Source organism: Agrobacterium sp. B1(2019) (assembly GCF_008274755.1).
GTDB classification, from domain to species: domain Bacteria; phylum Pseudomonadota; class Alphaproteobacteria; order Rhizobiales; family Rhizobiaceae; genus Agrobacterium; species Agrobacterium salinitolerans.
The window spans coordinates 239,920-262,665 of sequence record NZ_VTPB01000002.1 but is presented as its reverse complement, the minus strand read 5'-3'; the positions used below and the strand labels follow the sequence as shown (position 1 = coordinate 262,665).

23 protein-coding genes are annotated in these 22,746 nt (G+C 59.7%); 16 read left to right on the top strand and 7 right to left on the bottom strand.

Annotated elements, in window-relative coordinates; genetic code table 11:
• Nucleotides 1-6: 6 nt before the first annotated feature.
• The 3 genes from AGR1_RS16095 (at nucleotide 7) to AGR1_RS16085 (ending at nucleotide 2,965) form a co-directional block, all read left to right on the top strand.
• Entirely contained in the window at nucleotides 7-1,302 is a 1,296-nt protein-coding gene (locus tag AGR1_RS16095) for an MFS transporter (RefSeq protein WP_149147541.1), read from the top strand.
• 311 nt (nucleotides 1,303-1,613) lie between these two features.
• Nucleotides 1,614-2,312, top strand: coding sequence for an OmpW family protein (locus AGR1_RS16090; RefSeq protein ID WP_149147540.1), 699 nt, complete (start codon nucleotides 1,614-1,616; stop codon nucleotides 2,310-2,312).
• Nucleotides 2,313-2,521: 209 nt separating this feature from the next.
• Complete coding sequence (locus AGR1_RS16085; RefSeq protein WP_077984241.1) at nucleotides 2,522-2,965, top strand: glyoxalase superfamily protein; 444 nt, start codon at nucleotides 2,522-2,524, stop codon at nucleotides 2,963-2,965.
• Between the two features lie 71 nt (nucleotides 2,966-3,036).
• On the opposite strand, the gene AGR1_RS16080 is transcribed toward AGR1_RS16085, so the two are convergent.
• From AGR1_RS16080 to ugpB, 4 genes are all read right to left on the bottom strand, one after another.
• Nucleotides 3,037-4,098 carry a sn-glycerol-3-phosphate import ATP-binding protein UgpC gene (locus AGR1_RS16080; protein WP_149147539.1) on the bottom strand — a complete coding sequence of 354 codons (1,062 nt, stop codon included), beginning with the start codon at nucleotides 4,096-4,098 and terminating at the stop codon, nucleotides 3,037-3,039.
• On the bottom strand, nucleotides 4,098-4,946 hold the full coding sequence (gene ugpE, locus AGR1_RS16075; RefSeq protein ID WP_077984239.1) for a sn-glycerol-3-phosphate ABC transporter permease UgpE: 849 nt from the start codon (nucleotides 4,944-4,946) through the stop codon (nucleotides 4,098-4,100). Before ugpE ends, AGR1_RS16080 begins: the two co-directional genes overlap by 1 nt.
• Nucleotides 4,947-4,955: 9 nt before the next feature.
• Nucleotides 4,956-5,837, bottom strand: coding sequence for a sn-glycerol-3-phosphate ABC transporter permease UgpA (ugpA, locus tag AGR1_RS16070; RefSeq protein ID WP_077984238.1), 882 nt, complete (start codon nucleotides 5,835-5,837; stop codon nucleotides 4,956-4,958).
• A gap of 69 nt (nucleotides 5,838-5,906) precedes the next feature.
• Nucleotides 5,907-7,217, bottom strand: coding sequence for a sn-glycerol-3-phosphate ABC transporter substrate-binding protein UgpB (gene ugpB, locus AGR1_RS16065; protein WP_187772242.1), 1,311 nt, complete (start codon nucleotides 7,215-7,217; stop codon nucleotides 5,907-5,909).
• A gap of 338 nt (nucleotides 7,218-7,555) precedes the next feature.
• Between ugpB and AGR1_RS16060 the strand changes: the two genes are divergently transcribed.
• The 3 genes from AGR1_RS16060 to AGR1_RS16050 all read left to right on the top strand — a co-directional run bounded on the left by AGR1_RS16060 (nucleotide 7,556) and on the right by AGR1_RS16050 (nucleotide 9,463).
• Nucleotides 7,556-8,662 carry a GTP-binding protein gene (locus AGR1_RS16060; RefSeq protein WP_149147537.1) on the top strand — a complete coding sequence of 369 codons (1,107 nt, stop codon included), beginning with the start codon at nucleotides 7,556-7,558 and terminating at the stop codon, nucleotides 8,660-8,662.
• Nucleotides 8,659-8,928, top strand: a complete 270-nt coding sequence (locus AGR1_RS16055) for a hypothetical protein (protein WP_149147536.1) — start codon at nucleotides 8,659-8,661, stop codon at nucleotides 8,926-8,928. The genes AGR1_RS16060 and AGR1_RS16055 overlap by 4 nt, the downstream gene beginning before the upstream one ends.
• A 97-nt stretch (nucleotides 8,929-9,025) precedes the next feature.
• Nucleotides 9,026-9,463, top strand: a complete 438-nt coding sequence (locus AGR1_RS16050) for a YqaA family protein (RefSeq protein ID WP_149147535.1) — start codon at nucleotides 9,026-9,028, stop codon at nucleotides 9,461-9,463.
• Nucleotides 9,464-9,555: 92 nt separating this feature from the next.
• On the opposite strand, the gene zigA is transcribed toward AGR1_RS16050, so the two are convergent.
• The gene (zigA, locus tag AGR1_RS16045) at nucleotides 9,556-10,761 is read right to left on the bottom strand and encodes a zinc metallochaperone GTPase ZigA (protein ID WP_149147534.1); all 1,206 of its coding nucleotides are present in this window, start codon (nucleotides 10,759-10,761) and stop codon (nucleotides 9,556-9,558) included.
• Between the two features lie 296 nt (nucleotides 10,762-11,057).
• Here zigA and aztA point away from each other — a divergent pair, with 296 nt between their 5' ends.
• The 10 genes from aztA (at nucleotide 11,058) to ugpC (ending at nucleotide 20,889) form a co-directional block, all read left to right on the top strand.
• Nucleotides 11,058-11,885, top strand: coding sequence for a zinc ABC transporter ATP-binding protein AztA (gene aztA / locus AGR1_RS16040; protein ID WP_149147533.1), 828 nt, complete (start codon nucleotides 11,058-11,060; stop codon nucleotides 11,883-11,885).
• Nucleotides 11,872-12,744 (top strand): zinc ABC transporter permease AztB, encoded by an 873-nt coding sequence (gene aztB / locus AGR1_RS16035; protein ID WP_162927629.1) that lies wholly within the window; start codon nucleotides 11,872-11,874, stop codon nucleotides 12,742-12,744. The genes aztA and aztB overlap by 14 nt, the downstream gene beginning before the upstream one ends.
• 27 nt (nucleotides 12,745-12,771) lie before the next feature.
• Nucleotides 12,772-13,788 carry a zinc ABC transporter substrate-binding protein AztC gene (aztC, locus tag AGR1_RS16030; RefSeq protein ID WP_149147532.1) on the top strand — a complete coding sequence of 339 codons (1,017 nt, stop codon included), beginning with the start codon at nucleotides 12,772-12,774 and terminating at the stop codon, nucleotides 13,786-13,788.
• A 171-nt stretch (nucleotides 13,789-13,959) separates the two neighbouring features.
• Complete coding sequence (locus AGR1_RS16025) at nucleotides 13,960-14,433, top strand: ribonuclease HI (RefSeq protein ID WP_080796669.1); 474 nt, start codon at nucleotides 13,960-13,962, stop codon at nucleotides 14,431-14,433.
• Between the two features lie 291 nt (nucleotides 14,434-14,724).
• The gene (locus tag AGR1_RS16020) at nucleotides 14,725-15,417 is read left to right on the top strand and encodes a FadR/GntR family transcriptional regulator (RefSeq protein WP_048902873.1); all 693 of its coding nucleotides are present in this window, start codon (nucleotides 14,725-14,727) and stop codon (nucleotides 15,415-15,417) included.
• Complete coding sequence (locus AGR1_RS16015) at nucleotides 15,414-16,586, top strand: PLP-dependent transferase (RefSeq protein WP_149147531.1); 1,173 nt, start codon at nucleotides 15,414-15,416, stop codon at nucleotides 16,584-16,586. The genes AGR1_RS16020 and AGR1_RS16015 overlap by 4 nt, the downstream gene beginning before the upstream one ends.
• A 36-nt stretch (nucleotides 16,587-16,622) precedes the next feature.
• A complete protein-coding gene (locus AGR1_RS16010) occupies nucleotides 16,623-17,882 on the top strand; it encodes a sugar ABC transporter substrate-binding protein (RefSeq protein ID WP_149147530.1) in 1,260 nt (419 codons plus the stop codon).
• 147 nt (nucleotides 17,883-18,029) lie between these two features.
• A complete protein-coding gene (locus AGR1_RS16005; protein ID WP_149147529.1) occupies nucleotides 18,030-18,974 on the top strand; it encodes a sugar ABC transporter permease in 945 nt (314 codons plus the stop codon).
• A 3-nt stretch (nucleotides 18,975-18,977) separates the two neighbouring features.
• Nucleotides 18,978-19,808, top strand: coding sequence for a carbohydrate ABC transporter permease (locus AGR1_RS16000; protein ID WP_003499970.1), 831 nt, complete (start codon nucleotides 18,978-18,980; stop codon nucleotides 19,806-19,808).
• A 4-nt stretch (nucleotides 19,809-19,812) separates the two neighbouring features.
• The gene (gene ugpC, locus AGR1_RS15995) at nucleotides 19,813-20,889 is read left to right on the top strand and encodes a sn-glycerol-3-phosphate ABC transporter ATP-binding protein UgpC (RefSeq protein ID WP_149147528.1); all 1,077 of its coding nucleotides are present in this window, start codon (nucleotides 19,813-19,815) and stop codon (nucleotides 20,887-20,889) included.
• A 9-nt stretch (nucleotides 20,890-20,898) separates the two neighbouring features.
• Here the strand turns inward: ugpC and AGR1_RS15990 are convergent, their stop codons facing one another.
• Together AGR1_RS15990 and AGR1_RS15985 are read right to left on the bottom strand one after the other, a co-directional pair.
• Nucleotides 20,899-21,897 (bottom strand): ABC transporter ATP-binding protein, encoded by a 999-nt coding sequence (locus AGR1_RS15990; RefSeq protein WP_137411721.1) that lies wholly within the window; start codon nucleotides 21,895-21,897, stop codon nucleotides 20,899-20,901.
• Between the two features lie 12 nt (nucleotides 21,898-21,909).
• Nucleotides 21,910-22,734, bottom strand: coding sequence for a carbohydrate ABC transporter permease (locus AGR1_RS15985; RefSeq protein WP_003525171.1), 825 nt, complete (start codon nucleotides 22,732-22,734; stop codon nucleotides 21,910-21,912).
• Between the last annotated feature and the right edge of the window lie 12 nt (nucleotides 22,735-22,746).

Here is a 22,746-nt window from a genome sequence, read left to right as displayed (position 1 = left end):
TTGAACATGCTCTCCACACGCCTCGCCAGCTGGATGGCCGGCAGAAATCTGCATTATGGCTGGCTTGTTGCCGCAACCACCTTTTTGACCATGCTGGCCACCGCCGGTGCGATGGGGTCTGCGGGGGTGATGATCCAGCCGCTGCATCAGGAATTCGGCTGGGATATTGCCGATATTTCCTCCGCAATGGCCGTTAGGCTGGTGCTTTTTGGCCTGCTCGGACCTTTTGCCGCCGCCTTCATGAATCATTTCGGCGTCCGGCAGGTTGTTTCCACCGCGCTTGCCCTGATCATGGGCGGCATTGTCGCCTCTTTCTTCATGACTGAGGTATGGCAATTGCTGCTGCTCTGGGGCGTGGTGATCGGCGTCGGAACGGGCATGACTGCGCTGGTATTGGGCGCGACCGTGGCGACACGCTGGTTTTCCAAGCGTCGCGGACTGGTCATCGGCCTCATGACGGCGAGCAATGCCACCGGCCAGCTGGTTTTCCTGCCGCTGCTGGCGGCGCTGACGGAAGCCTATGGCTGGCGAACCGCCTTGACCCTTTCCGTTGCGGTGATCGCAACCGCCATGGTCCTCGTGCTTCTTTTGATGCGTGACCATCCTGCCGACGTCGGCCTGCCGGCCTATGGCGAGACAGCGGTGGCAAAACCGGTCAAGCAGGATCACAATCTCCTCGCCACACTGGCCTCGCCGCTGGTGACCTTGAAGAGCGTATCGGGTAACCCGGTCTTCTGGGTGCTTTTCGGCACTTTCTTTGTCTGCGGGCTTTCGACCAACGGTCTCATTCAGACCCACTGGATTTCGATCTGCGGCGATTTCGGCATGGCCGCGGTGACGGCGGCGGGCACGCTGGCGGTAATCGGTATTTTCGATTTCTTCGGCACCATCTTCGCCGGCTGGCTTTCCGACCGGTTCGACAATCGCTTCCTGCTGTTCTGGTTCTACGGTCTGCGTGGCCTGTCCCTGCTTTATCTCTCATTCTCGGGGTTCAGCTTCGTGGAGCTCTCGGTCTTCGCCGTTTTTTATGGGCTGGATTGGGTGGCGACCGTGCCGCCGACGGTGAAGCTCGCTGCCGAGAATTTCGGGCGCGAGAAGGCCGGTCTCGTTTTCGGTTGGGTGTTTGCCGGCCATCAGTTGGGAGCCGCCACCGCCGCCTTTGGCGCCGGTTTCTTCAAGAGCGATTTCGATACCTATATGCCCGCACTGCAGATTGCCGGTCTGATGTGCATGATCGCGGCCGTCTCGGTTCTGCTTCTGCGCAAGCCGGGCTCTGCAACCCTGACGCCCCAGGCCGCGTGATAGAGGTGATGCACTGGAAGGAGGCCTGCAAATGCAGGCCTTTTTTGTATTTTTCCGGTATCTGCCGGGCGCGTTGTGCATCCGCTTTTCGACCGCCGGACGGCGCTTGTTGCGTAATTGTCACAATGTTTGCCGGTCAATCGTTCCGATCCATGATCGGGGTCCTGGTTTGATCCATCTCAATCGGCCTGCCTTTCCCTTCGTCATAGTGGCTCCGAAGCGGCTGCGGCAGGCGAAGATTCGCTAAAGCCCGCCGTCATCAGCCGGTTCCGGGGACTTGCCCGGTTGCGGTGCGCTATAGGAGAGATGGAATGACGAACAGAAACAAAAAAACCGCCTTGCTTGCCAGTGTCGCGGCTGGTGTTGCGGCCATGCTGGTATCCGCCAATGCCATGGCCGCCGATCTGGCGCAGGCAGCGCCGGCCCCCACCGCCGAAGAGGCGATTGCGGCGGCAAGCCCGTGGATGCTGCGTGTGCGCGGCCTCGGTGTCATCACCCATGACAGCGGCAGCGTCCATGGCGTGCCGGGCGCGGGCCTGTCCTATTCGGACACCGTGATCCCTGAACTCGACATCAGCTATTTCTTTACCGACAACTTCGCCGCAGAGCTTATCCTCGGCACCACCTATGCCAAGATCAACGGCGAGGGTGTGCTGGCCGGCACGCCGGTCGGCAAGACCTGGCTGCTGCCGCCGACGCTGACGCTGCAATATCACTTCACCGATTTCGGCGCTTTCAAGCCCTATATCGGCGCGGGCGTGAACTATTCGCTGTTCTATAACCAGACGGAAAAGCCCGGTTTCAGCAATCTCGACGTCAAGAACAAGCTTGGTGCAGCCGTACAGGTCGGTTTCGATTATATGCTGGACGAGCATTGGGGCGTGAACTTCGACGTAAAGAAAATCTTCCTCAAGACCGACTGGACCGCCGAACTGGGTGGCACGCCGATCAGCGGCAAGGCCAAGCTCGATCCCTGGCTGATCGGCGCGGGTATCACCTATCGCTTCTGATCACGGGATCGGCTGAGCGCTGCCTTTGACGGGCGACGCTTTCTGAGCTATAGGGACGGCCACGGGCGTAAGAGCCCCGGCCGTCCGCAGGTGTTTACGCCCCTGGTGAAGCTCTTTCTTCAATAACGGTCATCCCATGTTTTGCATGTCGTCGATGGCAACGCGGACCCCCTTCGGAATAGTCGGCATGCGCATGTTGGAGAACCGTTATGAACGTGTCCAAACCGCTTCCCGCGCTTGAGGGGCTGAAAGAACAGGCAAAACGCCTGCGCGCCGCCCTTGAGGATCAGGGGCAGGCAATCACCCATTCCAAAGCGCTGGAACTCATCGCCGCGCAATATGGCTTCCGCGACTGGAACACCCTCCACGCATCGGCCGGCAACCGCCCCGCCTTCAACCCCTATCTTCTGGGGTCAAGGGTGGAAGGTTTTTACCTCGGCCAACCCTTCGTGGCTTCCGTTCTAGGTGTGCAGGCGCTCGGCGGCGATCCCGAACGCTACCGGCTGACCCTGCATCTCGATGATCCCGTGGATGTGGTGACTTTCGAAAGCTTTTCCGCTTTCCGGCAGCGCGTTCATTGCAATGTCGATACGTCCGGCCGCACCGTGGAGAAAACCTCCAATGGCCGGCCGCAGGTGGAACTCGTCTGGTAAGGCGCTGGCGGAGATTCTAGCGATAGTGCGAGCACCCGCCGACTGGCGGGTGTCCCTTTTCGTAGGCAAGTTTAGATTCTCTTCCCCGCCGCATCGAACAGGTGAAAATCCTTTGCCTGTGCGGCTATCTTCAGCGTTTCGCCGATGCGCAGTTGCGAGCGGCCGTGAACGCGGAAAACGATGGTGGTGCCGTCAGCGAAGGAGCCGTGCACGTAGCTTTCCGCGCCCACCAGTTCCACGGCGTCCACCTGCACGGTTCCGGTGAAGGCGGCATCTGCGGGGGCTTCATCGGCAAGAGTAATATCTTCGGGGCGGATGCCGAGCGTGGCGACGCCCTGCGGCAGTGCCGGGGTTCCCTGCACCGACCAGCCGGAAGAGCTGTTTGCCGATGTCGCGTCATGGTTCAGCAGGTTCATGGAAGGCGAGCCGATAAAGGTGGCGACGAAGGTGGTGGCCGGTTTTTCGTAAAGCTCAATCGGCGTGCCCATCTGCTCGATACGGCCGGCATTCAGCACCACCAGCCGGTCGGCCAGCGTCATCGCCTCCATCTGGTCATGGGTGACATAAACGCTTGTCGTGGCGAGCGAACGTTGCAGGCGGCGGATTTCCACGCGCATCTGCACACGCAGCTTGGCATCGAGGTTGGACAGCGGCTCGTCGAACAGGAAGGCCGCCGGCTTGCGCACGATGGCGCGGCCCATGGCCACACGCTGGCGCTGGCCGCCGGAAAGCTGGCGCGGTTTGCGCTCCAGGAACTGTTCGATCTCCAGCGCCTTTGCCGCCTCGGTAATTCGCCGTTCGATCTCCTCCTTCGGCGTATTGCGGTTCTTCAGGCCATAGGCAAGGTTTTGGCGCACCGTCATATGCGGATAAAGCGCATAATTCTGGAACACCATGGCGATGTCGCGGTCGGAAGGTTCGAGATCGTTGACGACCCGGTCGCCGATGACGATCTGGCCGCCGGAAATACCTTCCAGACCGGCGATCATGCGCAGTAGGGTAGATTTTCCACAGCCGGAGGGGCCGACCAGCACGATCATTTCGCCGTCGGCGATGTCCATCGACACGCCCTTGATGGCCTCGACATTGCCGCCATAAACCTTGCGGACGTCTTTCAGCGCAATTTTTGCCATTACTTTTCGGTCTCCACCAAACCTTTGACGAACCAGCGCTGCATCAGCACCACAACGATAATCGGGGGGATGATGGCGAGGATCGCCGTCACCATCACATAATTCCAGGGCGTCGAAGCGTCGGTAAAATCCACCATGCGCTTGAGGCCGATGATGATCGTGTTCATCTTGGCGTCGTTGGTCACGAGCAGCGGCCAGAGATATTGGGTCCAGCCATAGATGAACAGGATCACGAACAGAGCGGCGATATTTGTTCTCGACAGCGGCAGCAGGATATCCCGCATGAAGCGGAACGGGCCGGCATTGTCGATGCGCGCCGCCTCGACCAGTTCACCGGGAATGGTCAGGAAGAACTGCCGGAACAGGAAGGTCGCCGTCGCCGACGCCATTAATGGCAGCGTCAGTCCCGCATAGGTGTCGATCAGCCCAAGATCGACGATGACCTTGTAGGTCGGCAGGATACGCACTTCCACCGGCAGCATGAGCGTGATGAAGATCATCCAGAAAAAGCCCATGCGGAAGGGAAAGCGGAAAAACACGATGGCGAAGGCCGACAGGAACGAAATAACGATCTTGCCGATGGCGATGGCGAGCGCCACGACGAAGCTGTTGAACAACAGCCGTTCGAGGCTCACACCGACCACTCTTTCGACACCGCCAACCATGGCCTCGGCGTAATTGGCGCCAAGATGGTCACCGGGCAGGAGCGACATGGGCGGGCGGATGATATCCGTCGACGTCATGGAGGAGGCGACGAAGGTGTAATAGATCGGGAAGGCCACGATGATGATGCCGAGTACCAGCATCAGATGGGCGACCACACGGGCGACCGGGCGATTTTCAATCATGGGAAATCCTCAGCCGTAATGCACGCGCTTCTCGACGAAGCGGAACTGGAAGGCGGTGAGCGCTATGACGATCACCATCAGGATCACGGATTGCGCGGCGGAAGAGCCGAGATTGAGGTTCACGAAGCCATCATTATAGACTTTGTAGACCAGTGTTTCCGTCGCCTTGGCAGGGCCGCCACCGGTGACGGCATGGATGATGCCGAAGGTATCGAAGAAGGCGTAGACCGTGTTGACGACCAAAAGGAAGAAGGTGGTCGGTGCTAGCAGCGGGAAAACGATGGTCCAGAAGCGCCGCGAACCGCGCGCGCCATCAATGGAGGCCGCTTCCAGCAGTGATTTAGGAATTGCCTGCAAGCCTGCGACAAAAAACAGGAAATTGTAACTGATCTGCTTCCAGGCGGCAGCCGCGACGACGAGCAGCATGGCCTGGTCGCCGTTGAGCAGCGGGTCCCACATGATGCCGTTACGGCGCAGGATATAGGAGAAGGTGCCCATGGCCGGGTTGAACATGAAGAGCCACAACATGCCGGCAACCGCAGGGGCGACGGCATAGGGCATGATCATCATGGTGCGGTAAAAGCCCTTGCCGCGCACAACGCGGTCGGCAGCCGTCGCCAGAAGCAGCGCCAGCCCCATGGAGACGAGTGCGGTCAGGATGCTGAAGATGATCGTGACCTGCAGCGAGTTCAGATAGCTTTCGTCTGAAAGCACGGCGGAAAAATTCGCCAGACCGACGAAATTGCTGTTCAGCCCGAACGCGTCCTCGCGCATGGTCGATTGGTAAAGCGCCTGGCTTGCCGGCCAGAAGAAAAAGATCACCGTGAGGATGATCTGCGGCGCGACCAGCAGATAGGGCAGGATCTTGTTGGGGAATACGACGCTTTGCACGGCGATCTCCTGATGAGATGGGAATGCCGCCCGCACCATGTCGAGGATGCGGGCGGGGCAGGGGATCGTTTAGTTGCCGGCGGCCTGCTTGATGGCGGCGTCACCGCGCTCCACGATCTTGTCGAGGGCGGCTTTCGCGTCCTGCTTGCCGGCCAGCATCGCCTCGAACTCTTCATTCATGATATCGCGCACCTGTGGCAGGTTCACGAGACGCACGCCCTTGGAGTTTTCTGTCGGCGGCTTGCCCATCATCTGCAGCAGCGGCGTTTCACGGGCGGGGTTCTTGTCATAAAATCCGGATTTCTTGGTTTCCTCATAGGCCGCGATCGTCACCGGCATGTAACCGGAGACCTGATGCAGGCGCGCCTGTATCTTGGTCTGGGAGAGGAAGTGGAAAAACTCGGCCACGCCCTTATATTCGGCGTCGGTTTTGCCGCCGAAGACCCAGAGGCTCGCGCCGCCGGGAATGGTGTTCTGCGGACCATGGCCCTCATAATAAGGAAGCTGGCCGATGCCGTAATTCATGCCGGTCTTGACGATATCGCCAAGGCCGCCGGAGGATTCGGTCAGGATGCCGCATTCGCCGGACATGAACAGCTGCTTGGCTTCCGAAGTGCGGCCGCCATAACGGAAAGTGCCGTCCTTCGCGAGGTCTGCAATCGCCTGGAAATGCTCGACGAAGAGCGGCGCGTTGACCGCAAGTTTCACATCCGTGCCAGCAAGACCGTTTTCATTGCTGCCATAGGACACGTTGTTCCAGGCGGCGAAGTTCTCGGTCTGGATCCAGGTAAGCCAAGTGGAGGTGAAACCGCATTGGGCGGCGCCGCTGGTCTTGATCTTCTTGGCGGCTTCGAAAACTTCCGGCCAGGTCTTCGGCGGGTTGTCGGCGTCGAGGCCGGCTTTCTGGAAGATATCCTTGTTGTAATAGAGGATCGGCGAGGACGAATTGTAAGGGAAGGACAGCATGGTGCCGTCGGGCTTGGAATAATAGGCCACGATGCCGGCCAGATATTCATCCTTGTTGAAGGTGTATCCACCTTCCTTCAGCACGTCCGCCACGGGCTTGATGGCGCCGGCGGCCCCCATCATCACACCCGAGCCGGCGTCGAAGACCTGAATGATCGCCGGCGGCTGCTTGGCGCGGAACGCCGCAATGCCCGCATTCAGCGTTTCCGGATAGGTGCCCTTGAACACGGGCGTGATCTTGTAGTCTTTCTGGCTTTCGTTGAACTCTTTCGCCAGCGTATCCACGACCTCGTTATTCGCGCCGGTCATGGCGTGCCACCATTGAATCTCCGTCGCAGCGAAAGCATTCGATGTGACAAAAAACGAAAGCGCGGATGCCGCAGCAAGGCGGTAGCTGAGTTTTTTCAAGGCGATTCCTCCCGTTATGAAAACAGTAAAAGATACAGCCCCTTATTGCAGTCGTTCCTCCGTGATCCGGCTGCGGGCGATCTTTTCTGCATTAGCGATCTGATTAAAAGCGAACTCTAATGAAAATGCAAGAGAACGTGGAACGATTAAAACGAAAGTGAAGGAAACGGTTTTATTATTCCATTTTTTTCGTTCCGTGGTTTTTTCATGCGCCCGGCCGTTGGTGGCGTGCTGGGGCCGGTTTAGCTCGCGTCGGAAATCTAATAATCGCAATTGATATGTTATTACATAACGTATTATGGTGCGACGAATTTTTGGATGGTGAAGGTGCGGATGTGTTCGGAATGAAGCGGAAGAATGCGGTCGATCCCAGGGACGATTCGGCCGTCGCGCCACCTGCCCGCACAGTGCCGGTTACCCTGCTGACGGGTTTTCTGGGCGCTGGCAAGACGACGTTGTTGAACGCGCTTCTGACTGAGCCGGCCATGCGCGACGCCGCGGTCATCGTCAATGAATTCGGCGCAGTTCCCATTGATCACGGTCTGGTGCGGAAAGGTTCTGAGCGATATTTCAGAACGACGACGGGCTGCATCTGCTGCACCGCCACCAGCGATATCCGCACTTCGCTTTACGAGCTGCATCAGGCCTTTCTGGAAGGGGTGATGCCGGAAGTATCGCGGGTCGTCATCGAAACCACCGGCCTTGCCGATCCTGCGCCTATCATCAACAGCCTGATCGCCGGCGGCACGCCGGCGCTTGGCCTGCGCGATCACATCGTGGCGCGGCATTTCCATCTTTCGGGCGTGATCACGGCTTTCGACGTTGTCTCCGGCCCGGCGATGCTCGACAGCTTTATCGAAGGCTGGAAACAGCTTGCCTTTGCCGATCATATCGTCCTGACGAAAACCGATCTTGTCGATGCTGCAGCCGTGGACCGCGAAAGCCTCGTCGATCTCAATCCTGCGGCCTCGTTTCATGACCGCAATGCGGTCGATTTCGATCTGATGTCGTTGTTTGCAGCCTCGGATTATTCGCTGCGCGGCAAGCCGGAGGATGCGCCGGGATGGCTTGCGGCCGACAGGCTGAGCCTTCATGCCGCCCACCAGCACGATATCAACCGCCATGGCGTCGGGGTCGAGGCTTTCGATCTTACCTTTGACGGCGCTTTTGATCCGCAGGCGATTGTCACTTTTCTGGAGCTCGTCACCAGCAATGTGCATTCCGGTCTGCTGCGGCTCAAGGGCATTTTCGGCGCGACGGATGATCCGGAGCGGCCGGTTGTCGCCCATGCGGTGCAGCATCGGCTTTATCCATTGACCCGCCTGGAGCGCTGGCCGGATGGCAATCGTGGCACGCGCATCGTGCTGATCGGCATGGACATGCCGCAGCAGCCGATCCGCGCTCTCTTCGAGACATTGGCCGCGCAGGCGGGGCGAAAGGGCAGGGCATGAACAATCCGCTTGCGCGCAGCGGCTCCGCAATCGTCTCCCAGGCTCGTCTTGTGAAGCAATGGTCCCGCGATCTGCTGCATCTCCACCCCGAAGACATTATTACAGTCACCGAGCTTTCCTGCGCCCTGCCGGATTGCCCGCCGCGCGAAACGGTGATCGTCATCCTGTCGGCTTCCGGTACCAGCCGGCAACTATCCATCCACAAGGCGCTTCTCGCGGTGGGTCATGACGATATCGTGCGCGTCATCGCCGCGAATTCTGCTTGAGAGCCCGTTTTCAGGCTCAAGATGCGCTTGACCGCCGCCGCCCTCATCCGCCACTTCAGGGGCAACGACGGGATTCGCGGAGGATGAAGGGCGGGCAATGGCCGATCTGGCGGTATATGCGGGTTTGTTCCTGACGGCGTTCATTGCAGCGACCATTCTGCCCATGCAGTCGGAGGCCGCACTGGCCGGCCTCATCCTTCTGAAATCACAGCCCGTCTGGCTGCTGGTCGTCGTGGCCAGCGCCGGCAATGTCGCAGGCTCCTTTGCGAACTGGCTGCTCGGCCGCGGCATCGAGCGCTTTCGGCATGAACGCTGGTTTCCGGTCGGTGAGGCGACGCTGGAGCGCGCGCAGAACTGGTATCGGCACTATGGCAAATGGTCACTGCTGCTCAGCTGGGCGCCGCTGATCGGCGATCCGCTGACGGTTGCCGCCGGGATCATGAGGGAACCGCTGCCAGTGTTTCTGCTGCTGGTAACCGTCGCCAAGGTTGGGCGTTATCTCGTTCTGGCGCTGGTGACGCTGAATTTCCTGTAGTGTTTTGCAAGAACGGTGCGGCCTGTTTCTTCTCCCCGGCGGGGAGAAGGCGAAAGGCGCATCTGTCCGGCCAAAATGAGGGCGAGGAACGATCAAGCCGCCTGCCGGTCCCAGCTTGCGAAAGGATCGGGCAGGTGCCGCCATGCATCCGGTGTGAATGCCTCGGTATCGATCAGGCAGGCGTCGAGCTGCGCGCGGATGCGCGCCTCGTTCATCGGATCGGAGCCGATGAAGACGATTTCCTGCCGGCGGTCACCGAAGACCGGATCGAGATAGGGCTTCATCATATCGAGGAACTGCTTTTCGCGCGGCCATTGCTCTTTCGGCACGGCGGACCACCACAGGCCCATCTTTCCGGTACGCACCAAGGCGCCGGCCTGGCTGATCTCGCCGACATAACGCGGACGCGTCGCCAGCCAGAAGAAGCCCTTGGCGCGCACCACGCCTGGCCAGGCGCGATCGATGAAACGCTGGAACAGCACGGGGTCGAAGGGCTTTTGGGCACGGTAAACAAAGGAGCGGATGCCATATTCCTCGGTTTCGGGAATATGATCCTTGAAGCCGTGCAATTCCTTGAACCATAGGGGGTGCTCTTCGGCCCTGGCGAAATCGAAACGGCCGGTGCCGAGCACCTCCTTCAGCGCCACCTTGCCGAAATCGGCCTCAATGAGTTTTGCATCCGGGTTCAGCCCAACGATGATCTTGCGGGCGGCGTCCCGCTCCTCCGGCGTCGCGGTGCCGATCTTGTTGAGGATGACAACATCGGCAAATTCGATCTGCTCCACCAGCAGATCGACGATGGTGCGGTTGTCGCCATCGCCTGCCGTTTCGCCCCGGTCGGCCAAAAAATCGGACGAGCCGTAATCGTTGAGAAGATTGGCGGCATCCACCACCGTCACCATGGTGTCGAGACGCGCGACATCTGAAAGGCTGCGGCCGTTTTCATCGCGAAAATCGAAGGTCGCAGCGACCGGAAGCGGCTCGGCGATGCCGGTGGATTCAATCAGCAGGTAGTCGAAACGGCCCTGTTCGGCCAGCGCCCGCACCTCGGTCAGCAGGTCGTCGCGCAGCGTGCAACAGATGCAGCCATTGGTCATTTCCACCAATTGCTCCTCCGTGCGGGAGAGATTGGCGCCGCCATCGCGCACCAGCGCGGCGTCGATATTGATCTCGCTCATATCATTGACGATCAACGCCACACGCAGACCATCGCGATTGGCGAGAATATGGTTAAGGAGCGTCGTCTTGCCGGCGCCCAGAAAGCCGGAAAGCACGGTGACGGGAAGTTTGTGCGACATAAGGACCTCGTTCTTTGGCAACGCTCGCGTGCACCTCATGGCGACCACGCGGACGATCTGAAAACGACGGGTTCGCTGCTACCCCGTCTTTGTTTGGTAACGTAATAACATTACATATCATCCGCCTGTCAACGGGCGACAGAAAAAAAGTGTCCCGCTGTGCGGGCGCTGTGACTTATGCGAAGCGCAACGTATCTTTCCGATAGTTAATGTTATTTCATTACGTATTCGTTTGACGAATGTAATAGCATTACATATCAAGGGCCATCGAATGACATCCTGCCTTGGAGGGATCGATGAGCGATCCGTGCCTCACCTTCAAAAACCTGACGCTTGGATATGCCGGCCGCGCGGCCGTGCATCATTTGAATGGCGATATCGCCAAAGGCTCGCTCACTGCGGTGGTTGGTGCCAATGGCTCTGGAAAATCGACGCTGATGAAAGGCATTGCCGGCATTTTGAAGCCGCTCGGCGGCGAATGCCGGGTAAGCCCAAATCTGTCCGTCGCTTATCTGCCGCAGCAATCGGAACTCGACCGCTCCTTTCCGGCGCAGGTGCGGGATCTGGTGGCGCTTGGTCTCTGGCCGAAACGCGGCCTGCTTGGCCGCCACCGTTCCGAAGACCGGGCGGCGATGGGCCGCGTGATGGAGGCGGTCGGGCTTTCCGGTTTTGAAAAGCGAAATATCGACTCGCTGTCGGGCGGCCAGATGCAGCGCGCCTTGTTTGCCCGTGCGATGTTGCAGGATGCGCAGCTGATCCTGCTCGACGAACCCTTCAACGCCGTCGACGAGCGCACTGTTTCCGACCTTATGGTCCTGATCAAGTCATGGGTGGCCGAGGGGCGCACGGTGCTGGCGGTCCTTCATGACTTCCAGCTCGTGCGGCAGCATTTTCCAGAGACCCTGTTCCTTGCCCGAAAGCTTGTCGGGCTGGGTCCGACGGCCGAGGTGCTGAAGGCGGAGAACATCCGGCAGGCGCGGTATTTCCATGAGGCGTGGGAGGAAAACGCCCCCTGGTGCGAGCCGGCCAAGGCGCCTTCGCTGCAGATCGTCGGGACAAGTCCGCAGGCGGCATCCGTCCATTCCCCAGCCCATTCCCATGCGAGTTCGAATGTCCGTGGCTGATATCTTCATCCAACCCTTCGTCCAATATGTCTTCATGCAGCGGGCGCTTGCCGGTGCGCTGATCCTTGCCATCAGCTGCGGCCCGGTCGGCGTTTTTCTGATGCTGCGCCGCATGAGCCTGACGGGCGACGCCATGTCTCATGCCATCCTGCCGGGGGCGGCGGTCGGGTTTCTGTTCTACGGGCTGGAAATTCTGCCCATGACCATCGGCGGGCTGGCTGTCGGCCTTCTTGTCGCGCTCGGCGCCGGTGCTGTGTCACGCTTCACCATCCAGAAGGAAGACGCCTCGCTTGCCGCCTTTTATCTCATCTCGCTTGCGCTCGGCGTGCTGCTCGTCTCATGGCGCGGTTCCAGCGTTGATCTGATGCATGTGCTGTTCGGCACGGTGCTGGCGCTGAACAATGAGGCGCTCGGCCTGATCGGCGGCATCTGCATCGTGACGCTTCTGGTGATGATGACCTTCTGGCGGGCGCTGCTGGCGGAATGCCTTGATCCCCTGTTCCTGCGCTCGGTCAGTAAATGGGGCAGCCCGGTGCACTTCCTCTTCCTCGCCATTGTCGTGCTCAATCTTGTTGGCGGCTTCCAGGCGTTGGGAACGCTGCTGTCGGTCGGCCTCATGATGTTGCCCGCCGCCGCCAGCCGCTTCTGGTCCAACCGCGTCGCACCCATGTGCTTCATTTCAATCGGCATCGGCATGATCTCCTGCTTTGCAGGCCTGCTCCTTTCCTATCACGCGTCGCTGCCGTCAGGCCCGGCGATCATCCTGTCCGCGGGCGTCATCTATGCGCTCTCCATCCTCGTCGGCACGCGCGGCGTGCTCAGCGATCTTCTCGGTTCCGGCCGTCACAGGACGGCCTGAAAACAGCGTCCAAAAAGGAGAACCCTCATGTTCAAAACCCTCCGTCTGGCCACCGGCGTCAGCCTTCTTTCCCTTTCCCCGGTTCTGATGGCGCAGGCGTCCGCCGCTGAACTCAAGGTCGTGGCGAGTTTCTCGATCATCGCCGATTTCGCCAAAAACGTCGGCGGTGATCGGGTCCAAATCACCACGCTGGTCGGGCCGGATGGCGACGCCCATGTCTATGAACCCCGCCCGGCCGATGCCGTCGCCGTCAGCAAGGCGGATGTGGTGCTGGTCAACGGTCTGGAATTCGAAGGTTTTCTGAAGCGTCTTATCGACACCAGCGGCACCAAGGCGCCGGTTGTGGAATTGACCAAGGGCGTTGAGCCGCTCAAGCTTTCCGACGAGCCGGCTGGTCACGCCCATCCCGAAGCCGAAGAAGAAGGCCACCACAAGGCCGAAGAGGCTGGCCACAAACACGAGACCGCTGAGGCCCATGATCACGATCACAGCCACGAGGGACACCATCACGGCGAATACGACCCCCATGCCTGGCAGTCGATCAAGAACGCCGAAATCTACGTGAAGAACATTGCCGGCGCATTTTGCGAAGTCGACAAGGCCGGTTGCGCCACCTACACCGCCAATTCTGATGCCTATATCGCCAAGCTTGCCGCGCTGAACGAGAAGGTGAAGACCGAAATTGCGGCCATCCCGCCGGAAAAACGCGTCATCATTACTTCGCATGACGCCTTCGGTTATTTCGAGCATGCCTATGGTCTCAACTTCCTCGCGCCGGAGGGCGTGTCGACGGAATCGGAAGCTTCGGCCGCCGATGTCGCCAAGCTCGTTGACCAGGTAAAACACGACAAGGCCTCGGCGATCTTCGTCGAGAACATTACTGACAAGCGGCTGATCGACCAGATCGCCAGCGAAACCGGTCTCAAGGTTGGTGGCACGCTCTACTCCGACGCGCTTTCGACTGCCGACGGCCCGGCTTCGACCTATATCGACATGATCAATCACAATGTGCAGACGATCACGGCGGCGGTTCTCAACCAATAAAAAGTGCAGTTTCGCCACGAATTAGGGGAGGGTGGCTTGCGCCGCCCTCCCTGCATTTTGTGACGCCTCTTCGGCTTGCCGAGGAACGCGAGACGACATCGGGACGAAGTAATCTCGTACCAATCGCCTGTTCCTTTGGCTATTTTCAATTCGGTGCTACACAGCCTCTTCATGGCTGACGCGCTTCATATCTTCACCGACGGCTCCTTCGATGATGCCTCCCGATCCGGAGGGTGGGCTTTCGTCGTCTATAAAGAAGGCCAGCAAATTCATTCCGCCTCGGGCAAGGCAGTTGGAACATCAAACAATACGTTCGAAGTCCTCGCCGTTTTGAACGCAATGTCGTGGATCGCCGCCGAGGCGCCAGCATGTGCAGTCACGCTCTGGACGGATGCCGTTCACGTCATTGAGGGCTGCCGGCGATATCGGGCGATCTGGCGCAACAATGGTTGGAAGCGCATAACGCCCAACCAGCGCACGCGCCGAAGACCGATCCCCGACAGGGAAATCTGGAAGCAACTCGACACGCTGCTGGAGCGGCATACCCATGTGGCCGTGGAATGGTGCAAAGGGCATTCGGGCATGGTCGGCAATGAGCATGCCGATGCATTGGCGCGTCAGATCGCACGCGAGACGGCGACCTGACCGGCAATCGCCACCCACCCGGACGCAGCGCAATCAACTCTTCCGGCAACGAGCCGCACTTTGACTTTTAAATGTCAGGGACCGCGTAGTTTGATTTTTTTGCTGGACCGGTAACCCGCGAAGCTGGGTTGATCATTCTAGGATATTGATTATTTTACAAAAGCTTACGGAATATTTTTGAGAGGTGTGTGCAGCATTCCATTGCCCGTTGACATTCCTTTTACCTTTTGAAATGGTAAGATGTCAGACCAATTTAGGGGATGCGTCTTGGACAGATCCAGCCGGGAACTCATGCAGCCGATTCCGCCGAGCGACCGCGTGCGCCAGGTGGAGGCAGCACTTTCCGACTATGTGGAGCGGGCTGGATTGAAGGCAGGAGACCGTTTGCCGGCGGAGCGCGAGCTGATGGCGGCATTGGGTGTTGGCCGATCCACCATCCGCGAAGTCATCCGCAAGTTTCAGGCTCTCGGCGTCATCGACAGCCGCAAGGGCAGCGGCAATTACCTCTTGAAGCCGATTTCCGCCGCCACCGTGCACATGCCGATTTCCATCGATGCCGAAAGCCTGCGCGACGCGCTGCTGATGACGCTGGAAGTACGACGCGGCATCGAAGTGGAGGCCTCCATGGCCGCCGCTCGTCGCCGCACGGCAGACGATATCGCCACCATGGAAGCGCGGCTCGATGAGATGGAGCGGGTGCATCTGGCCGAAGGCACCTCCGGTAAAGCCGACCTTGCCTTCCATCTGTCGATCTATGACGCCACCCATAATACCCTGTTCAAGCAGCTTCTGGAGCAGATGCGCGAAGGTTTCGAACGTTTCTGGTCGAAACCGTTCGACCGCCCGGATTTCGCCGGTCGCTCCTTTCCCTTTCACCGAACCCTGTTCAACGCGATCGCTGCGGGCGATGCGGAGACCGCCCGTGAAGAAACACTGAAAATCCTCGCCGTCGTCGAGGAGGATATCAAGGACATGTCGAAATGAACCATGGCAACGATCTCTTTGATCCCGCCTCCCTGATCGTCGCCCATGACGAGGCCCACGCTTTCGAAGCAGTGGTGCCGCCTATTGTCCAGACGTCGCTTTTCACCTTTTCCAGCTATGACGAGATGGTCTCCACCTACCGCGGTGAGAAGGTGCGGCCGGTCTATACGCGCGGGCTGAACCCCACCGTTCGACTGTTCGAAGAAATGCTGGCAAAGCTCGAAGGCGCTGAAGATGCGCTCGGTTTTGCAAGCGGCATGTCGGCGATTTCATCCACCGTGCTTTCCTTCGTGTCGCCGGGTGATCGGATCGTCGCGGTGCGCCACGTCTATCCCGATGCCTTCCGGCTGTTCGGCACCTTCATGAAGCGCATGAATATCGAGGTCGTCTATGTCGATGGCCGCGACGAGGCGGCGGTTGAAAAGGCGATGCCGGGCGCAAAACTGTTCTACATGGAAAGTCCGACAAGCTGGGTGATGGAAGCCCATGATGTCGGCGCGCTGGCCGCCATCGGCAAACGGCATGGCGCCGTTACCGTCATCGACAATTCCTGGGCGAGCCCGGTCTTCCAGCAGCCGATCTCGCTTGGCGTCGATCTCGTCGTCCATTCGGCGTCCAAATATCTCGGCGGCCATAGCGACGTGGTCTCCGGCGTCGTTGCCGGTTCGAAGGCCATGATCGACCGCATCCGGGCGGAAACCTATCCCTATCTCGGCGGCAAGATGTCGCCTTTTGATGCGTGGCTGCTCATTCGTGGGCTTCGCACCCTGCCGCTGCGCATGAAGGCGCATCAGGCCTCGGCGCTTGATATCGCAACCCGTCTTCACGCGCTCGATGTGGTGGAAACGGTCTGCCATCCGGGGCTGGCGAACCGCCTGCCGCCCGGCCTCAACGGCACCTCCGGCCTGTTTTCCTTCATCTTCAAGGAAGGGGTGGATGTGCGTGCTTTTGCCGACCGTCTCAAGCTTTTCAAACTGGGTGTTTCCTGGGGCGGGCATGAAAGCCTGATTGTTCCGGGTGAAGTGGTGCTCGAACAGAAGGCGCAGCCAAACTCCGCCCACACCTTCGGCATCAGCGCACGGTCCGTGCGCCTGCATGTCGGACTGGAGGGCACGGAAGCTCTCTGGAACGATCTGGAATCTGCGATCAGGGCGGCCACCACCGCCTGACGTGTTTTAACTGACCACAAAAAAGGGGAGAACGACATGAAAAAACTGGCAACAGCAGCAATCTTCACCGCCCTGATGACCGGAACGGCGCTGGCGGACACGACCTTGAAACTGGTCGAGGTCATTACAAGTCCCGAGCGGACGGAAACGCTAAAGGGCATCGTCTCGAAATTCGAGACCGCCAATCCCGGCACCAAGGTGGAAATCATCTCTTTGCCTTGGAGCGAAGCCTTCCAGAAATTCGCCACCATGGTGTCCGCCGGCGATGTACCTGACGTGATGGAAATGCCCGATACATGGCTGTCGCTTTATGCCAACAATGGCATGCTCGAAAGCCTTGAACCCTATCTCGCCAAGTGGGAGCATACGGCGGGGCTCAGCGAGCGCACGCTGGAACTTGGTCGCGATGTGAAGAACACGGCCTATATGCTGCCCTACGGCTTTTACCTGCGCGCCATGTTCTACAACAAGAAGCTGCTGGAACAGGCCGGGGTGAAGGAGCCGCCGAAGACGCTCGACGAATTCGCCGATGCCTCCAAGAAGGTCGCTGCCCTTCCGGGCAAATACGGATACTGCCTGCGCGGCGGCCCGGGTGGCCTCAACGGTTGGGTGATGTTCGGCGCTTCCATGGCGGGTTCGAACGAGTTCTTCACCAAGGACGGCACCTCCACCTTCGACAGCCCCGGCTGGGTGAAGGGCCTGACCTATGTGATCGATCTCTACAAGAACGGACTGGCGCCGAAGGACAGCGTTAATTGGGGCTTCAACGAGATCGTCGCCGGTTTCTATGCCGGCACCTGCGCCTTCCTCGATCAGGATCCCGATGCGCTGATCGCGATTGCCCAGCGCATGAAGCCGGAAGATTTCGGTGTCATGACCATGCCGAAGGGACCTGACGGCAAGACCTTCCCGACCATCGGTTTCGCTGGCTGGTCGATGATGGCGAAGTCTGAAAACAAGGACCTTTCCTGGAAGCTGATCGAGACGCTCGAAGGGCCGGAAGGCAATATTGAATGGAACAAGAAGACGGGTGCGCTGCCGGTGCACAAGTCGGCGGAGAAGGATCCCTTCTATGCCAGCGAGCAGTTCAAGGGCTGGTTCGACGAACTGGCCGATAAGAATGCCGTGCCGACGAAAATGCCGACCTATCTTGAGGAATTCGCCTTCTTCAAGGACTCGCTCGTAATCAAGACCTCGCAGGAAGCGCTTCTTGGTGACATCTCGCCGGAAGACCTCGCCAAGCAATGGGCTGACTACATGACGAAGGCGCAGCAGAAGTTCCTGGCCTCCAAGTGACGACATAAACCAGCCGTGCGGGCAAAAAGTGCTCGCACGGCTGTCTTACCGGCTTTTGCTGCGAGAAGCCCTTTCTTGAAATTTTCGGATCGGCTGGCCTAGAGGCCGAAAACCGGTCTGTCCATCGTCCGATCAGGGAGCGATACAATGTCCTATGCCCATGGCACCGGGCCGGTGGCCGCGCGCAAACCGACCGGCAAACCCGCGATGCGACGGTTTGCCGACTGGGCCGAACCCTGGCTCTACAGCGCGCCGGTGCTGGTGCTCATCGTCGCCGTCATGCTGGTGCCGCTGGTGCTTGGCCTCTCCTATGCCTTTCGCGATGTGCAGCTGCTCAATCCGTTTTCCGGCGGTTTCGTTGGCCTCAAACATCTGGAGGCTCTGTCGCAGGATGCGGCCTTTTACCGGGCGCTGAAAAACACGCTCTGGTGGACAGGCGCTTCGGTTTTCCTGCAATTCTTCTTCGGCCTCATTCTGGCACTGTTGCTTGACAAACCTTTCGCAGGCAGGGGGCTGGCGCAGGCGCTGGTGTTTCTGCCATGGGCCGTGCCGACCTTCCTTGCCGGTCTCAACTGGGCATGGCTGTTCAACCCGGTCATCGGGCCGCTGCCGCACTGGATGGTTTCGCTCGGACTTCTCTCCGCACCCAACAATATCCTCGCCGATCCGCAGCTTGCCATGTGGGGGCCGATCATCGCCAATGTCTGGTGGGGCATTCCCTTCTTCGCCATTACCCTGCTGGCCGCCCTTCAGGCCATCCCGCGCGATCTTTATGAAGCGGCGGAAATCGACGGGGCGAATCCGCTGCAGTGTTTCACCTCCATCACCCTGCCGTTTCTCGCCCCCACCATCGCCATCACCATCCTGCTGCGCACCGTCTGGATTGCCAATTTCGCCGATCTCATCATCGTCATGACCAACGGCGGACCGGCCGACCGCACGCAGATCGTCGCCAGCTACATCTTCACGCAGGCCTTCCGGCGGCTGGATTTCGGTTATGCCTCGGCCATTGCGCTGGTGCTTCTGGTGCTGCTGCTTGCCTATTCCATGCTGATCGTGCTGCTGCGCCAGCGCCTGATCGAGAAGGACTGACCGATGACCTCAAGGATATTTCTCACCCTTGCCCATCGTCTGGCGATCCTTGCCTATATCGCCTTTGCACTGTTCCCGCTGTTCTGGCTGCTAAAGGTGTCCGTAACGCCGAATGATCTGCTTTACAGCGAAGGTGTGCGAATGTGGCCATCGCGGGCGACCTGGGATCACTATCGTTTCGTCATAGAAAACAGCGCCTTCCCGACTTTTTTTAAGAACAGCGTCATCGTCGCGGGCTCCACGGCGCTTGCCGTAACGGTACTCTCGTCACTTTCGGGTTACGCGCTGTCACGCTTCCGTTTCAAGGGCAAATACTGGATCGTCGCCCTGATGCTGATCACCCAGATGTTCCCACTGGTCATGCTGGTCGCGCCGATCTTCAAGATGCTGTCGCCGCTCGGCCTTACCAACAGCCTGACGGGTCTCGTCATCGTCTACACCGCCTTTAACGTGCCTTTCGCCACCTTCCTTATGCAGTCTTTTTTCGACGGCATTCCGAAGGATCTGGAGGAGGCGGCGATGATTGACGGGGCGAGCCGGTTTACGGCCTTCCGCCAGATCATTCTGCCGCTGACGCTGCCGGGCATTGCCGCCACGCTCGGCTTCGTCTTCACCGCCGCGTGGAGTGAGCTGCTGTTTGCGCTGATGCTGATTTCCGGCAACCAGAGCGCCACTTTCCCGGTTGGCCTTTTGACCTTCGTTTCGAAATTTTCCGTCGATTTCGGGCAGATGATGGCGGCGGGCGTTCTGGCGCTCATTCCGGCCTGCCTCTTCTTCCTGCTCATTCAACGTTATCTCGTGCAGGGCCTGACGGCCGGCGCGGTGAAAGGATAATCCCATGGCTTCCATCGAGCTGAAGAATGTCGGCAAGACCTATGGCGACCTTGCCGTGCTGCACGGCGTCGACCTTGATATCAGGGATGGCGAGTTTATCGTCCTCGTTGGCCCCTCCGGCTGCGGAAAATCGACGCTGCTGCGTATGATCGCGGGGCTTGAAGAGATAACCTCCGGCGACCTGTCCATCGACGGTGAGCGCGTCAATGATCGCCGGCCGAAGGACCGGGATATCGCCATGGTGTTTCAATCCTACGCGCTCTATCCGCATATGAGCGTTGCCGACAATATGAGCTATAGCCTTCGCCTGCGTCGCAGCCCGAAAGAAACCATCGCGGCGGCGGTGGCCGGTGCTTCCGCGAAACTCGGCCTCGATCCCTATCTCGCCCGCCGCCCGAAGGCGCTCTCCGGCGGCCAACGCCAGCGTGTCGCCATGGGCCGCGCCATCGTGCGCCAGCCCAAGGCCTTTCTGTTCGATGAACCACTGTCCAACCTCGATGCGCGGCTGCGCGAGCAGATGCGCGCCGAAATCAAACGCATGCATGCCGATCTCGGTGCCACCTCGGTTTACGTTACCCATGACCAGATCGAGGCCATGACGCTCGCATCCCGTATCGTCGCCATGAATGCCGGCCATGTGCAGCAGATCGGGGCGCCGCTCGATCTCTATGACCGTCCCGCCAATCTCTTCGTTGCCGGCTTTATCGGCTCACCGGGCATGAATTTCCTCGAAGGCCGGATCGGACGGGAGAATGGCGGCAGTTTCGTCGTGCTGAGTGACGGCACGCGCCTTGAGCTTGGCCGGGATGTGAAGCTGGCTGATGGCGAGCCGGTCACGCTCGGTATCCGCCCGGAACATGTCACCGTCGCCCCCGCGGAAGGCGGTGTGGAAGCGGCGGTCGATCTGGTCGAGCCGACCGGCCTCGGCGTCATCCTGCATCTCACCGTGCGCGGATTGCCGTTCAAGCTGTTTTCGTCGGACCGGGCACTGTTGCAGCCGGGCAAGGTCCTGCGGGTCGGATTCCCGCAGGAAAGGCTGCATGTCTTCGACAGGAATGGCGTCAGGATAGGGGAGCCGTGAGGTTTCGGCCTAGATCGCCCGTCCCTTATCATCGAACCTGTGAATCTTGGTCTCATCGGGGGTAATGAAGACGGTATCGCCGTGTTTGCATTCGAACTCGCCATCGGTTCTGGCGGTGATGGGTCCGATGCCCTGGACGTCGAGATGCAGGAAGGTATCGGAGCCGAGATGTTCGGCGACGGTTACCTTGCCCTGCCACAGACCGGCCTCTTTTGACAGCGCCAGATGCTCCGGCCGCACCCCGGCGGTGGTGGCATTCTTGCTGCGGGCATAGTCGCCGGTAATGAGGTTCATGCGCGGCGAGCCGATGAAGCCGGCGACGAAGAGGTTGGCGGGCGAGCGGTAAAGCTCCATTGGCGAGCCGACCTGCTCGATATTGCCGCGGTTGAGGACCACGATCTTGTCGGCCATGGTCATGGCTTCCACCTGGTCGTGGGTGACGTAGATCATCGTCGTCTTTAACGTGTTGTGCAGCTCGGAGATTTCCAGCCGCATGGTGCCGCGCAGCGCCGCATCGAGGTTGGAGAGCGGCTCGTCGAACAGGAAGGCCTTCGGTTCGCGCACGATGGCGCGGCCGATGGCCACACGCTGGCGCTGGCCGCCGGACAGCTGTGAGGGCCGGCGTTCGAGATAATCGGTGAGGTTGAGAATGCGGGCGGCATCCTCGACCTTCTTGTCGATGACGGCCTTGTCGAGCTTGGCCATCTTCAGCGGGAAGGCGATGTTGTTCCTGACACTCATATGCGGGTAAAGCGCATAGGACTGGAACACCATGGCAAGGCCGCGTTCGGCCGGCGCCTTTTCGGTGGCGTCCTTGCCGTCGATGACGATCTTGCCGCCGGAGACGTCCTCCAGCCCGGCGATGAGGCGCAACAGCGTGGACTTGCCGCAGCCGGAGGGACCGACGAAGACGACGAACTCGCCGTCATGGATATCGAGATCGATCGACGGGATGACTTTCGCCTCGCCGAAGAGCTTGGACACGGTCTGAAGGGAAATGCTGCCCATGTTTGTCGTTCCTTATTTCACGGCGCCAAAGGTCAGGCCACGCACGAGTTGTTTCTGCGAGAACCAGCCGATGACGAGAATGGGGGCGATCGCCATCATCGAGGCGGCCGAAAGTTTTGCCCAGAACAGCCCCTGCGGCGAGGAAAAAGAGGCGATGAAGGCCGTCAGCGGGGCCGCATTTGTGGTCGTCAACCGGATCGTCCAGAAGGATTCGTTCCAGGCGAGGATGACGTTGAGCAGCAGCGTCGAGGCAATGCCGGGCACCGCCATTGGCGTTAGCACATGCACGATCTCGTTCCACAAGGATGCGCCATCCATGCGCGCGGCTTCCAGGATCTCGCCGGGGATTTCGCGGAAGTAAGTGTAGAGCATCCAGATGACGATCGGCAGGTTGATGAAAGTGAGCATGATGGTGAGCCCGATGCGGGTATCGAGCAGGCCGGCATTGCGGAAGATCAGATAGATCGGCACCAAGACGGCGACAGCCGGCATCATCTTGGTGGAGAGCATCCACATCAATATGTCCTTGGTGCGCTTGGTCGGCGAAAACGCCATGGCCCAGGCGGCAGGAATGGCGATGATGAGCGCGATGATCGTCGAGCCGAGCGACAGCACCACCGAGTTCATGAACGGCTTGAAGTAATCGCGCTGGGTCTGCACCGTCACGTAATTCTCAAGCGTGCCCGAGGGAATAAGGCTGAAGCCTGCGATCGCTTCCGGCTCGGTCTTGATGGATGTGAGGAAGGCATAGAGGATCGGGAAGAACAGCAAAAGCGCCACGGCCCATGCCGCGATGGAAAAGCCGATCTTTGCGCGAGTGGTTGTCTTGCGGGCCATGATGTTTCCCCT

Bases quoted from the DNA above. Each gene is read 5' to 3' on its own strand.
- ugpC (WP_149147528.1), top strand. From the start codon at position 19,813: ATGGCTTCCATCGAGCTGAAGAATGTCGGCAAGACCTATGGCGACCTT.
- AGR1_RS16020 (WP_048902873.1), top strand. From the start codon at position 14,725: ATGCAGCCGATTCCGCCGAGCGACCGCGTGCGCCAGGTGGAGGCAGCA.
- AGR1_RS16010 (WP_149147530.1), top strand. From the start codon at position 16,623: ATGAAAAAACTGGCAACAGCAGCAATCTTCACCGCCCTGATGACCGGA.
- AGR1_RS16000 (WP_003499970.1), top strand. From the start codon at position 18,978: ATGACCTCAAGGATATTTCTCACCCTTGCCCATCGTCTGGCGATCCTT.
- AGR1_RS16090 (WP_149147540.1), top strand. From the start codon at position 1,614: ATGACGAACAGAAACAAAAAAACCGCCTTGCTTGCCAGTGTCGCGGCT.
- AGR1_RS15990 (WP_137411721.1), bottom strand. From the start codon at position 21,897: ATGGGCAGCATTTCCCTTCAGACCGTGTCCAAGCTCTTCGGCGAGGCG.
- aztA (WP_149147533.1), top strand. From the start codon at position 11,058: ATGAGCGATCCGTGCCTCACCTTCAAAAACCTGACGCTTGGATATGCC.
- AGR1_RS16050 (WP_149147535.1), top strand. From the start codon at position 9,026: ATGGCCGATCTGGCGGTATATGCGGGTTTGTTCCTGACGGCGTTCATT.
- AGR1_RS16025 (WP_080796669.1), top strand. From the start codon at position 13,960: ATGGCTGACGCGCTTCATATCTTCACCGACGGCTCCTTCGATGATGCC.
- AGR1_RS16085 (WP_077984241.1), top strand. From the start codon at position 2,522: ATGAACGTGTCCAAACCGCTTCCCGCGCTTGAGGGGCTGAAAGAACAG.
- aztB (WP_162927629.1), top strand. From the start codon at position 11,872: ATGTCCGTGGCTGATATCTTCATCCAACCCTTCGTCCAATATGTCTTC.
- AGR1_RS16055 (WP_149147536.1), top strand. From the start codon at position 8,659: ATGAACAATCCGCTTGCGCGCAGCGGCTCCGCAATCGTCTCCCAGGCT.
- AGR1_RS16015 (WP_149147531.1), top strand. From the start codon at position 15,414: ATGAACCATGGCAACGATCTCTTTGATCCCGCCTCCCTGATCGTCGCC.
- aztC (WP_149147532.1), top strand. From the start codon at position 12,772: ATGTTCAAAACCCTCCGTCTGGCCACCGGCGTCAGCCTTCTTTCCCTT.
- zigA (WP_149147534.1), bottom strand. From the start codon at position 10,761: ATGTCGCACAAACTTCCCGTCACCGTGCTTTCCGGCTTTCTGGGCGCC.
- AGR1_RS16005 (WP_149147529.1), top strand. From the start codon at position 18,030: ATGTCCTATGCCCATGGCACCGGGCCGGTGGCCGCGCGCAAACCGACC.
- AGR1_RS16060 (WP_149147537.1), top strand. From the start codon at position 7,556: ATGAAGCGGAAGAATGCGGTCGATCCCAGGGACGATTCGGCCGTCGCG.
- ugpE (WP_077984239.1), bottom strand. From the start codon at position 4,946: ATGATTGAAAATCGCCCGGTCGCCCGTGTGGTCGCCCATCTGATGCTG.
- AGR1_RS15985 (WP_003525171.1), bottom strand. From the start codon at position 22,734: ATGGCCCGCAAGACAACCACTCGCGCAAAGATCGGCTTTTCCATCGCG.
- AGR1_RS16080 (WP_149147539.1), bottom strand. From the start codon at position 4,098: ATGGCAAAAATTGCGCTGAAAGACGTCCGCAAGGTTTATGGCGGCAAT.
- AGR1_RS16095 (WP_149147541.1), top strand. From the start codon at position 7: ATGCTCTCCACACGCCTCGCCAGCTGGATGGCCGGCAGAAATCTGCAT.